This window comes from Paracidobacterium acidisoli, from assembly GCF_003428625.2.
Classification (GTDB): Bacteria; Acidobacteriota; Terriglobia; order Terriglobales; family Acidobacteriaceae; genus Paracidobacterium; species Paracidobacterium acidisoli.
Genome location: NZ_QVQT02000005.1, coordinates 1 through 10288 on the forward strand (window position 1 = coordinate 1; position 10288 = coordinate 10288).

The following is a 10288-nucleotide window of genomic DNA, read 5'->3' on the forward strand; positions in this document are numbered from 1 at the left end:
CGCGTCAGAATCGTCGCCCGGTGCGTCATCTGATAGTAGCTGCCCCGATACACCTGACGAAGCGGAACCCGCAACATCAACACCTCTATCCGGGTAATCTTCAAAGTCTGCAAAGACATCATCTGCTCCTGTGTGCCCGGCTCATCCGCGGGCTGTCTGTTTTTTGACTGGAAACGTTTCTAATCTAGGCTTTTCTCCTTTTTATGGTCAAGGGCCTGCATCGGCCACCCCTGCGTGTAGGATGTTGGAGCAGAGGCGCTCCTCAGGGCCCGGTTCTTCCGAAAGATGGCGATGGCATTGCAGAGGCCGCAGACGAAAGAGAAGAAAATCCCCGACCAGACTGGGATCAGGCAGGTCGCCAAACGTGCCGGGGTTGGAATCGGTTCGGTCTCCCGTGTATTTTCCGGCGCAGCCGGAGTCAGCGATCAGATGCGTGCCCGTGTCCTCAGGGCCGCTGAAATCGTCGGCTACTCTCCCAACATGCTGGCCCAGGCGCTGCGTCGTCAAAAGACGCAGTCGGTCGGCTTCGTTGTCTCCGACATTGCAAACCCCCTCGTCTCTTCCATCATTCACGGAGCCGAGGCCGTGCTCAGCGCCGCGGGATACTCCCTTCTGCTGACCAACTCCGGCGGCGAGCCCGCCGTCGATGCCAGGCGCATCCGTCTTCTGCAGCAGCGCCGCGTCGATGGACTCATCCTGCTGCCCGCAGTCGAAGATGATCCGGCCATGCTGGCAGCGCTCGGCGCCTCCGGCATCCCGCTCGTTGTCATCGATCGCAGCCTGCCGGACTCGATTGAAGCGCGGTACGTCTACTCCGATCACTACACCGGCGTCGGACAGGCCGCCCGCCATCTCCTCGAGCTCGGCCACCGGTCCCTCGGAGTCATCGTCGGTCTCGATGTGCGGCCTTCAAGAGAGCGCATTCGCGCCGTCACCGATGCCTATCGGGAAAGAAAGATGAAGCCGAAATTCCTGGTCGACGCCGGCCCGCTCTCCGCAGAGCACGGCGCAGCCACCATGAAGCGCTGGCTCAGTGCTCCCAATCCACCGACCGCTGTAATCCTCGGAGGCAATCAGCTTCTGGTCGGTGCTCTGGAGACGATTCGCTCGCGCAATCTCCGGCTCGGCCGCGATCTCTCTCTGGTCGTCTGCGATGACGTGCCGCTCGGCCGCCTCTTCGATCCTCCCATCTCCACCGTCATGCGCGACACCGATCTGATGGGCCAGACCGCCGCGCGCTTTCTGCTCGATGCCATCTCGCAGCCCGAACAGGCCGCTTCCATCGCCGTGCTTCCCACCTGGTACGTGCCCCGGGTAAGCTGCGGAGCGCCAGTCACCCGGTAAGTCCCTTTGCGGGTTGCGACAGACGCGCGAAACCGGAATATTGCATCGTCCATAGATCCGCCCTGGCTTGACCCTTTTTAAAACGGTCAAATACCATGCTCTCCGTAGGTGTTCACAGCATTGCATCCTTCGCTGCTCCAAAAGAGAACGCATCAGAGGAACTGAGCGGGCAGCTGGCCGCCACAGGAATGGAAACGTTTCCGGTTCGAGGGGAACCTCATTCCACAGCATGGAAAGGCTCTGCGTCCGTCCTGCGGCGTCGCGCCTGAAGTATCGGAAGGGGAATGACGAGCTTATGACCAGTCAGGTTGATAATGTTGAATTTCGCGCTCCTGTCTCAGCGCGGTATGCGGAGATTCTCACGCCGGAAGCAACGGCCTTTGCCGTAAAGCTGCAGCGGGCATTCAATGGCCGCCGGAAGGAGCTGCTCCAGCGCCGCGCAGACCGTCAGCAGCGCCTCGATGCGGGCGAATTGCCCAACTTCCTGCCCGAAACCAAAGAAATCCGCGACCGTGAATGGACGGTCGCTCCGCTGCCCGCGGATCTGCTCGACCGGCGCGTCGAGATCACCGGTCCTGTCGACCGCAAAATGGTGATCAATGCCCTGAACTCCGGCGCAAAGGTCTTCATGGCCGACTTCGAGGACTCCACGACCCCCATCTGGGCCAATGTTGTCGAAGGACAGCTCAACCTTCGCGACGCCGTTCGGCGCACCATCACCTTCGACGATCCATCTACCGGCAAGCACTACGAGCTGGGAGAAAAGCCCGCCGTCCTCTTCGTGCGTGCACGCGGATGGCACCTCGAAGAGCGCCATATGTTTGTCGATGGCGAGCCGATGAGCGGCTCCATCTTCGACTTCGCGCTTTACGCCTTCCATAACGCGAAAGAGCTGCTCGCGCGTGGCTCCGGCCCATATTTCTATCTGCCCAAGATGGAGAGCCATCTCGAAGCGCGTCTGTGGAACGACATCTTCGTTGAAGCGGAGCGCGATCTCGGCCTCGCCGCCGGCTCCATTCGCGCGACCGTGCTCATCGAAACCATTCTGGCCACATTTGAAATGGATGAGATTCTGTGGGAGCTGAAAGACCACTCCGCAGGTCTGAACTGCGGCCGCTGGGACTACATCTTCTCCTACATCAAGAAGCGCGCCGCCGATCGCTCCATCCTGCTGCCCGACCGTGCGCAGGTCACCATGACCACCCACTTCATGCGCAGCTATTCGAAGCTGGCCATCAAAACCTGTCACCGCCGCCGCGTCAGCGCCATGGGCGGCATGAGCGCGCTCATTCCCATCAGGAACGACGCAACTGCCAATGAGCGGGCCATCGCCGGTGTGCGCGCCGACAAGGAGCGCGAAGCGACCGACGGTCACGATGGAACCTGGGTGGCTCATCCCGGTCTGGTTCCGGTGGCTATGGAAGTCTTCGACCGTCTGATGCCGAACCCGAACCAGATCGACAAGCAGCTTCCGGACTTCAACCCCACCCCGCAGGATCTCCTTCAGGTGCCTCCCGGAACCATCACCGAGGCCGGGCTGGTGCAGAACGTCGCCGTCGGGCTTGGCTACATCGAAGCGTGGCTGCGCGGTATCGGATGCGTTCCGCTCTTCAATCTGATGGAAGATGCGGCCACCGCAGAGATCAGCCGCGCGCAGCTCTGGCAGTGGGTCCATCATGGAGCAGTCCTGCAGGACGGCCGTCCCGTCACCGCCGAGCTCTGCGACAGCTACATGCAGGCCGAGCTGGCGCGTGCCAAAGAGGCCGTGGATGCCAAACGGTATCAGGCATACGAGCAGGCCGCTTCGCTGATGCGGGATCTGATCCGTGCTCCGAAGTTCACCGAGTTCCTCACCGTCCCCGCATACGACAGAGTCATGTCGGCGGAGGCGGCAGTGACGGCCTCTGCGCGCTGACATATCCTTGTTCCCGTGATGGAAGCAGCGGACTCCATCACGGGCATCCGCATAACCCTCCGCCGCATAACGGTTCCCCATGCTTCCTGCCAGTGTGATAGCCGAATTCGAAACCATCGTCGGCACAGATGGTCTGATCGTCGAGCGCAGCCAGTTGCAGACGTACGAGTGCGACGGGCTCACCGCGATCCGCACCGTGCCTTCAGCCGTCGTGCTGCCGCGCACCGCCGGTCAGGTGCAGAAGATCGTGCGCCTCTGCTCGCTTCACACCATTCCCTTCGTCGCGCGCGGCGCAGGCACCGGCCTCTCCGGCGGAGCGCTTCCCGCAGCCGAAGGCATCGTCATCAGCTTCGCGCGCATGACGAGCATTCTGTCGCTCGATCTCCCGAATCAGCGCATCACCGTGCAGCCCGGCGTCATCAACAGCCATGTCACGCGGCATGTCTCGCCGTACGGATACTTCTACGCGCCCGATCCCTCATCGCAGAGCGTCTGCACCATCGGCGGCAACGTCGCCGAGAACTCCGGTGGCGCGCACTGCCTCAAATATGGGTTCACCACCACCCACGTTCTGGGCCTCGAGATCGTCACGCCCACCGGAGATCTGATGCACATCGGCGCTCCCAGCCTCGACGCGCCGGGCTACGATCTCACCGCCGTCTTTGTAGGCTCCGAGGGAACGCTCGGCGTCGCCACTGCGGTAACGCTTCGCATCGTGAAGAAGCCCGAGGTGGTGAAGGTGCTACTCGCCGCCTTTGACAGCATTACCGCGGCCGGGCAGACCGTCTCCGACATCATCGCTGCATCCATCCTGCCCTCGGCCATGGAGATCATGGACCGGCTCTCCATCGTCTCCGCCGAAGCCGCAGTCCACCCGAACTACCCGCAGTGCGAGGCTCTGCTGCTGGTCGAGCTCGACGGCCCGTCCATCGAAGCCGAGCTTCAGACACAGCAGGTACACGATCTCTGCCGCGCGAACGGCGCCTGGGAGGTTCGCCTCGCCCAGAGTGAGCACGAGCGCATGCTGATCTGGAAGGGCCGCAAGGCCGCCTTCGCTGCCGCAGGACGTCTGGCGCCGAACTACATCGTGCAGGATGGCGTCATTCCCCGCACCCGCCTGCCTGAAGTGCTCGAAGAGATAGGGCGCATGGCGCAGACCGTGGATCTGCGCGTCTCCAATGTCTTCCACGCCGGCGACGGCAATCTTCATCCCATCGTCCTGTACGACGCATCCATCCCCGGTCAGGAGCACATCGCCGTCGATCTCTCTCTGCGCATCCTGCGGCTCTGCGTCGACCTCGGCGGCTCCATCACCGGCGAGCACGGAGTCGGCAAAGAAAAACAGGAGGCGATGGGCTATATGTTCTCCGAGCCCGATCTCGACACCATGCAGCGCGTGCGCTGCGCATTCGATCCGCAGAACATCGCGAATCCCGATAAGCTCTTTCCCCGTCCGCGCCTGTGCGGCGAAAAAACCGGACCCTACACGCCCCACCCCCTCGAAAAGGCCGGCGTGGCGGAGTTCTTCTAGCTCGTCGCAGCACTCACTTCGATCTCAATGCCCATGCAATCAGCAGTCACGGAAAACATCACCGGCGCGATAACCGCCCTCTGCGGTGCGGAACACACAGCGTCTTCGCGCGGTGTCATCACCGTCGCTCCGGCCGATACCGATCAGGTGGCTTCTGTGCTTCGCCTTGCCGGTCAGGCCGGGCTGGCTGTTGAGCCGCGCGGCGCGGGCACAAAAACGGCCTGGCTCAATGACGGGCGCACCAGCCTCATCCTGCAGACGCATCGCTTCTCCGCACTGCGCGAGCACATCTGGCAGGACATGACCTGCACCGTCGGCGCGGGATGCGCTTGGTCGGCACTCCAGTCCGCGCTTGCCCGGCACGGTCAGTTCGTTGCGCTCGATCCGCTCTGGCCCGATCGCGCCACCGTCGGCGGCATCATCGCCGCAAACGACTCCGGAGCTCTGCGCCTTCGCTACGGCGGCCTGCGCGACATCGTTCTCGGAATGACCATCGTCCTCGCCGACGGCACCGTGGCGCGCAGTGGCGGCAAGGTCGTTAAAAATGTGGCTGGTTACGATCTGCATAAGCTCATGTGCGGAGCCTTCGGAACCCTCGGCATCGTCACCGAAGTGACCTTTCGCCTGCATGCGATTCCCGGAAACACTGCCACACTCACCGTCGTCTCGCCATCGGCTGAGCCGCTGGGCAATCTGCTGCTGCAGCTTCTCGACTCCCACTTCAGCACGCAGAGCATGCAGTTGCGCGCCTCCGGAGAAGCCTTTGCTCTCGATATCCGGCTTGCTGCCATTCCCGAAGTGCTCATGCCGCAGACCGAATCGCTCATCGCCCTGGCAGGGAAGCAGGGCCTCTCCGCGCAGCCGGCATTGCCTGAGGTCTGGTCGGCTCGCGAGAAGGTGATGGAGCATGCCGCCGCCTTCAAAGCGACCATGCTGCCCGATGAGATATCCCGCGCATCGGCCGCTGTTCTTGCTCTCGGCGGCACTGCCGTAATCCAGGCTACCGGCATCATGACCGGCAGCGTGCCCTCGGTCGCATGCTTTCCCGGCCTGATCGCTTTGCGCCGGCAGCTCGAATCCTCAGGTGGATCGCTGACGCTGCTCTCCGCCTTGCCGGAGGCGCAGATCGACCGTTGGGGCCGGCTTCCGCAGGGCACAGAGCTGATGCGTGAAATCAGGCGCCGCTTCGATCCTGGTGCGCTTCTCAATCCTGGCCGCTTCCTGGGGGGCATCTGAATGACTGAACTGGTTCAACTGGAAGCGGCGAAGACCTCCGGCTTCGACACGCATCACCCGCCGGAAAAAGAGCTGCTCGAAGACTGCGTCCACTGCGGCTTCTGCCTTCCCGCCTGCCCCACCTACGTGCTCTGGGGCGAAGAGATGGACTCGCCTCGCGGCCGCATCTACATGATGAACAAAATCTCTCGCGGCGAGAGCCCCCTGAATGAGCGCTTTCGCGAGCACATCGACCACTGCCTCGGCTGCATGGCCTGCATGACCGCCTGCCCCTCCGGCGTGCAGTACAACAAGCTCATCGAAGACACGCGGGGACAGATCGAGCGTAATCTTCCGCGCTCTGCGGAAGACGCTTCCTTCCGTAAACTGCTCTACGCCGTCTTCCCGCATGCCGGCCGTCTGCGCCTCCTTGCACTGCCGCTCCTCGTGTATCAGCGTACCGGCCTGCAGCGGCTCGTCCGCGCCTCCGGCCTGCTGAAAATGCTGCCTCGCCGCATGGCGGCCATGGAATCCCTGCTCCCGGCCGTTCCGTCAAAGCTCTTTCAGCGTCTGCCCGCAAAAATCACGCCCGCAAAACCGCGTCTGCGCGTCGGCATGCTCGCCGGCTGTGTGCAGCAGGTCTTCTTCCAGCATGTGAATCAGGCCACCGCGCGGGTGCTCGCTGCCGAAGGCTGTGAAGTCATCATCCCGCAGCAGCAGGAGTGCTGTGGTGCTCTCATGCTGCACTCCGGGCTTGAGGAAGACGCCGCCGGCCTCGCGCGTCGCATGATTGCAGCTTTTGAAGCCGCCTCCGTCGACATCATCGTCATCAACGCCGCCGGATGCGGATCGACCATGAAGGAGTATGGCTATCTGCTGCGCGACGATCCCGCCTGGGCCTCACGCGCCGCCGCCTTCAGCGCAAAATGCCGCGACATTTCTGAAATCCTGAGCGAGCTGCCCCCTCAGTCGCCGCGTCATCCGCTGCCACTCCGCGTGGCCTATCATGACGCCTGCCATCTCCGCCATGCCCAGGGCGTGTACGAGCCGCCGCGCGCGCTGCTCGCCGCCATTCCGCAGCTGCAGGTCGCCGAGCTCGAAGAGGCAAATCTCTGCTGCGGCTCAGCAGGAATCTATAACCTGCTTCATCCCGAGCCGGCCAGCCAGCTCGGCGATCGCAAAGTCGAAAATCTGCTCGCGGCCAAAGCCGAAGCCGTCGTCTCCGCCAATCCCGGATGTCTCCTGCAGCTGATGAGCGGTCTGCAGCGTCGCGGCGCCAGTGCCATGCCGGCCTTTCATATGATCGAGCTGCTGGACGCCTCCATTCGCAACGTCTCCGCCGAGTCTCTGCTGCAGCAGCGCCACTAAAAAATCTCTGACGGTAGCCGCATCGCGGTCTTGATCCAAAACGAATTGTCATCCCGACCGAAGCATCGCGGAGTGGAGGGATCTGCAGTTCTGCTTTTGAGCTGCAACATACTCTCTCGTGCATGCATGACACGATCGCGGCCTTCGATCACATCGCCGAGCGCACTTCGATCGACACCAGGTTTCGCACCGACCGCGCCGGACGCTTATCCGCCGTTACCACCAGCCGGAACGGCCCGGTTTTCGCATCGAGCGGCTTGCCGTCCATCGCATCGGCCACCAGAACATCGCCTGGATGAAACTCCGGGTCGGCCTCCGCCAGCGACACGACTGCCTTATAGCCGTCGGAGCCTGTCGCGACCACATACTCCGAGAGCGCCTTTCCGCGCATATCATGGCCGTGCGGAACGCCCTCCCTCGCCAGCAGATCCATCAGCGGCACCCCGGAGAATGTCTCGTCCGCGTCGGCATGCGGATTGTGAACCGTGACCGTGATGTGAGGCAGCGCTTTGAGAGCCGCCGGCAGCAGCGTCTCGCTCTTCTCCGGCGTCTGTATCTTCAGCGCGCCGGAGTTCGAATCCGCCGGCGATCCGGCAGGTGCCTGCGCCAGGCAGACAGAAGCAGCCAGCAGCACCTGCAGAGCCAGGGTACGGTGAGAAATTCGTATCCGCATCATGAGCCAGTCCTTTGCTGAGCAGGAATCCGTTTCCCTGCTGAGTGGGAATCGGTTTAGCGGTGCAGCGCCTGATTCTGACGAACACAGCCCGTGTAGCTTTCCAGAAAATGATTCCGCAGCTGCTCATACTCCCCATACGTCTGAAACTTTCGCTGCCATGAGCTCTGGTTCAGAAAATAAACCGTAGTGGCAATATGCGACAGATCGTCGAAGAGCAGATACATGCCGAGGACGTTGCCTTCCAGCTTGCCCCGGTCGGTTCCATGTACTTCAAAGCCGTGCAGTGCGGAAGGCAGCGCCTGGTTCGCCGCCGTTCCCGGAGACCGGCTGGCGACATAGGACAGGTTATCGATCAGCTCCCGCTTCAGCTCCGGATACTTCGCCGCAGGCAGCAGCTCTGCCTTCACATTGGCGAAGAAATCCGTAAACGGATACGAAAACAGCACCCGCACGCCTCCGTCCATGTCGATCTCTCCGGAGCCCTTCGCCGTCTCCACCGGACGCGACTGCACATCCTGCGGCAGCGGATCGAACCGGACCACCTGCAGCCCATCCGGAAAATTGCAGGCCGTATAAGCCGTCAGCGGTTTGGGATAAGACCCGCCCTGCCCATACAGCAGCCCGGGAAGAAGAAGGATCGCCGCCAGTCCGGCGACGGCAGCCGCGCACTTGCGTCTCAGCACAGGATTTCGTTTTTCCATCAGTCTGCTTTCCGGCAGGGAAGCCTGCGCATCTCGTTCCTGGCCGGAATCGGCCTGTATACTGTCCCTATGTCCATCGTGCGTAATATTGCCGCCATTAGTAAAGGCATGAGCATCACTTTTCGTGAGATGTTCCAGCCCACGGAGGTGGAGAACTACCCCGATGGTCCCGGCCCCGCGCGCGGTGCCGTGCTGCAGGAGCGCTTCCGCGGCGCCCACGTGCTGCAGCGCGATGAAAACGGACTCGAAAAGTGTGTTGCCTGCTTTCTCTGCGCAGCCGCTTGCCCGTCGAACTGCATTTACATCGAAGCTGATGAAAATACAGGCGAAAAGCGCATCTCCAGCTCCGAGCGGTACGCGAAAGTCTACAACATCGACTACAACCGCTGTATTTTCTGCGGATACTGTGTGGAAGCCTGCCCGACCGACGCCATCACGCATGGACATGGCTTTGAGCTGGCCAGCATGAATGCCACCAGTCTCGTCATGCGCAAGGAAGATATGCTGGTGCCCTCTGTGGGCATGCCCGGTGAGCTGGCCGCGCACTCTGATTCCATTAAATAGCAATCAGCCAAAGAGCAGGAACCAGCCGAAACGATCTGTGGGACAGGATCTGCATTCCATCGGAACGTGGTGTGAGTGCTCTGAGCCGTTGCCCGGCAGCCTGGGATTGAATCGTCAGCCTGCGTGAGCAGCTTCTCAAGCAGCGCTGTCAGGTGGACCAGACGCTTGCCATGACCGCATCATCCGGGCCGAATTTAATCCCCAGGCCATGGCCGATGGCGTAAAAAGATGATTCAATCGGAAAACTGGATAGTGTCCTAATTTCGCCAGAGGCAAAATATCAGGTCCATGCCAACATAAGGGCTATCGCTACCAGCCACAAAGAGTAGGCTAGAACCAAAAAGCGCTCAAAATGGCCCAATGGCGTTCGCGGTCTCCGGCCTGAAATTAGAGTCGCACCTATAAAGATGAGGAATCCACTCCACGGTAGGGCTGAGAGCGCGGGCAACCAATAACGAGCCGGGACCGACGCGACTTTACCGGCTGTGCCAATGTCGACGATCGTAGCCATGATCGGAAAAACCACGATAACGACGAAGGCGAACAGTACATGCAACGCGCCACTTCGAGTCTGTGCTTTTTGGGCCAACGATACGGGGTCGGTAACGAAAACTCCCGCCCCAGCAAAGCCAACGCTACAAATGATAAGCAATGCTGGACCAACCGACAGTGGAAGCGCCCATATGGCTGCCGCCAACACGCCACAGCTTAGAGCCATGCAAAAGAAGGCGAATTGCATGATCCAACCGTTAGGCCCACGGGCGTACTCGCTGATCATGCGAGTACGGGGATCAAGCTCAGGTTTGATGAAGTGCAGAAGCAGAATGATGATGAGCCACAGAGCAGCGGCGCCTGCAGTCGTCAATTCGAGTGGGCACGAGCTTGTCATGGTGCCTCATATAGCCTAAACAAATTAGGACACTACCGAAAACTGAATCAGAAAGCCGAATCATCGCGGCAGCGTATAGACTGAA

9 protein-coding genes are annotated in these 10288 nt (G+C 61.4%); 6 read left to right on the top strand and 3 right to left on the bottom strand.

The annotated features are described in order from the left end of the window. The first annotated feature begins 291 nt into the window (after positions 1-291). From D0Y96_RS14190 to D0Y96_RS14210, 5 genes are all read left to right on the top strand, one after another. Positions 292-1344: a LacI family DNA-binding transcriptional regulator gene (locus D0Y96_RS14190; protein WP_158562394.1), complete on the top strand. Its 1053-nt coding sequence runs from the start codon at positions 292-294 to the stop codon at positions 1342-1344. Positions 1345-1639: 295 nt separating this feature from the next. After that, entirely contained in the window at positions 1640-3259 is a 1620-nt protein-coding gene (gene aceB / locus D0Y96_RS14195; RefSeq protein WP_117301893.1) for a malate synthase A, read from the top strand. 79 nt (positions 3260-3338) lie between these two features. After that, the gene (locus D0Y96_RS14200) at positions 3339-4790 is read left to right on the top strand and encodes an FAD-linked oxidase C-terminal domain-containing protein (protein WP_117301131.1); all 1452 of its coding nucleotides are present in this window, start codon (positions 3339-3341) and stop codon (positions 4788-4790) included. A 33-nt stretch (positions 4791-4823) separates the two neighbouring features. Next, positions 4824-6026, top strand: coding sequence for an FAD-binding oxidoreductase (locus D0Y96_RS14205; RefSeq protein WP_158562395.1), 1203 nt, complete (start codon positions 4824-4826; stop codon positions 6024-6026). Continuing rightward, a complete protein-coding gene (locus D0Y96_RS14210; RefSeq protein WP_117301135.1) occupies positions 6027-7373 on the top strand; it encodes a (Fe-S)-binding protein in 1347 nt (448 codons plus the stop codon). Positions 7374-7521: 148 nt separating this feature from the next. Here the strand turns inward: D0Y96_RS14210 and D0Y96_RS14215 are convergent, their stop codons facing one another. Both D0Y96_RS14215 and D0Y96_RS14220 read right to left on the bottom strand, forming a co-directional pair. Next, positions 7522-8049, bottom strand: a complete 528-nt coding sequence (locus D0Y96_RS14215; RefSeq protein WP_117301138.1) for a molybdopterin-dependent oxidoreductase — start codon at positions 8047-8049, stop codon at positions 7522-7524. 53 nt (positions 8050-8102) lie between these two features. Beyond that, positions 8103-8750, bottom strand: coding sequence for a hypothetical protein (locus tag D0Y96_RS14220; protein WP_117301139.1), 648 nt, complete (start codon positions 8748-8750; stop codon positions 8103-8105). A 69-nt stretch (positions 8751-8819) separates the two neighbouring features. On the opposite strand from D0Y96_RS14220, the gene D0Y96_RS14225 reads away from it, so the two are divergent. Then, the gene (locus tag D0Y96_RS14225) at positions 8820-9314 is read left to right on the top strand and encodes a NuoI/complex I 23 kDa subunit family protein (protein WP_117301142.1); all 495 of its coding nucleotides are present in this window, start codon (positions 8820-8822) and stop codon (positions 9312-9314) included. 280 nt (positions 9315-9594) lie between these two features. Here the strand turns inward: D0Y96_RS14225 and D0Y96_RS20780 are convergent, their stop codons facing one another. Continuing rightward, positions 9595-10203, bottom strand: coding sequence for a DUF998 domain-containing protein (locus tag D0Y96_RS20780; protein ID WP_117301144.1), 609 nt, complete (start codon positions 10201-10203; stop codon positions 9595-9597). Positions 10204-10288: the final 85 nt, after the last annotated feature.

What these genes read in the sequence shown, in the direction of transcription:
- D0Y96_RS14205 (WP_158562395.1), top strand. Translation starts at nt 4,824, where the DNA reads ATGCAATCAGCAGTCACGGAAAACATCACCGGCGCGATAACCGCCCTC.
- D0Y96_RS14210 (WP_117301135.1), top strand. Translation starts at nt 6,027, where the DNA reads ATGACTGAACTGGTTCAACTGGAAGCGGCGAAGACCTCCGGCTTCGAC.
- D0Y96_RS20780 (WP_117301144.1), bottom strand. Translation starts at nt 10,203, where the DNA reads ATGACAAGCTCGTGCCCACTCGAATTGACGACTGCAGGCGCCGCTGCT.
- D0Y96_RS14215 (WP_117301138.1), bottom strand. Translation starts at nt 8,049, where the DNA reads ATGATGCGGATACGAATTTCTCACCGTACCCTGGCTCTGCAGGTGCTG.
- D0Y96_RS14220 (WP_117301139.1), bottom strand. Translation starts at nt 8,750, where the DNA reads ATGGAAAAACGAAATCCTGTGCTGAGACGCAAGTGCGCGGCTGCCGTC.
- D0Y96_RS14200 (WP_117301131.1), top strand. Translation starts at nt 3,339, where the DNA reads ATGCTTCCTGCCAGTGTGATAGCCGAATTCGAAACCATCGTCGGCACA.
- D0Y96_RS14225 (WP_117301142.1), top strand. Translation starts at nt 8,820, where the DNA reads ATGTCCATCGTGCGTAATATTGCCGCCATTAGTAAAGGCATGAGCATC.
- D0Y96_RS14190 (WP_158562394.1), top strand. Translation starts at nt 292, where the DNA reads ATGGCATTGCAGAGGCCGCAGACGAAAGAGAAGAAAATCCCCGACCAG.
- aceB (WP_117301893.1), top strand. Translation starts at nt 1,640, where the DNA reads ATGACCAGTCAGGTTGATAATGTTGAATTTCGCGCTCCTGTCTCAGCG.